The organism is Neisseria sp. P0021.S006, assembly GCF_051956895.1.
On sequence record NZ_JBQCWZ010000985.1, the window covers coordinates 1 to 545 of the forward strand.

General features: G+C 30.5%; 1 protein-coding gene. It reads right to left on the minus strand.

Features of this window, described 5'->3' with window-relative positions; genetic code table 11:
* The coding region (locus tag ACTHUM_RS18295; RefSeq protein WP_440403721.1) for a Kiwa anti-phage protein KwaB-like domain-containing protein at positions 1 to 545 on the minus strand (545 nt) is incomplete at both ends.

Genomic DNA, 545 nt, shown 5'->3' on the forward strand with positions numbered 1-545 from the left:
TTGTATAACTGTCATCCTGCGTAATTGTATCGAATTACTACCAACATAATTTTTTAAAGGTTCAATATCAACAAAAATATCTATGAATGATGGATCTATTAATAAGCTATCAAAATTCCTTTGGTAGCTTTTTTTATCTGAAGTTGTACTTTCATATGCACGCTTCGATTTTATAAAAATGACCTCATTAATGCAGTAAAAATCAAAATAGTCATCAAAAGAGAAGGTTTCTTCAGGTGTTGCGGATAATTCTCCATTTTGGAAAATAGCATTAATAAAAGAATTACGAATTTTAGGTTTCCATGTTGGAGCAGTTTTTCTAATTGCATAAACCACTTGGCTATCAAATTGAAATTTAACTAAATAACCAATAGCTCCTTTCAGATGCTTTAGTTTAGCATCAATATTCTCAGTCGCGGGCTGGTTAACTACATTTAATAATGCAGTCAAGCCTTCACTTTCTGATAAAGAGTGAGTTAGACAACTATTTTCATTATTTTGAGATAATGGTTGATAAGAAAGATGTTCTGTTGTCAATGTTACAT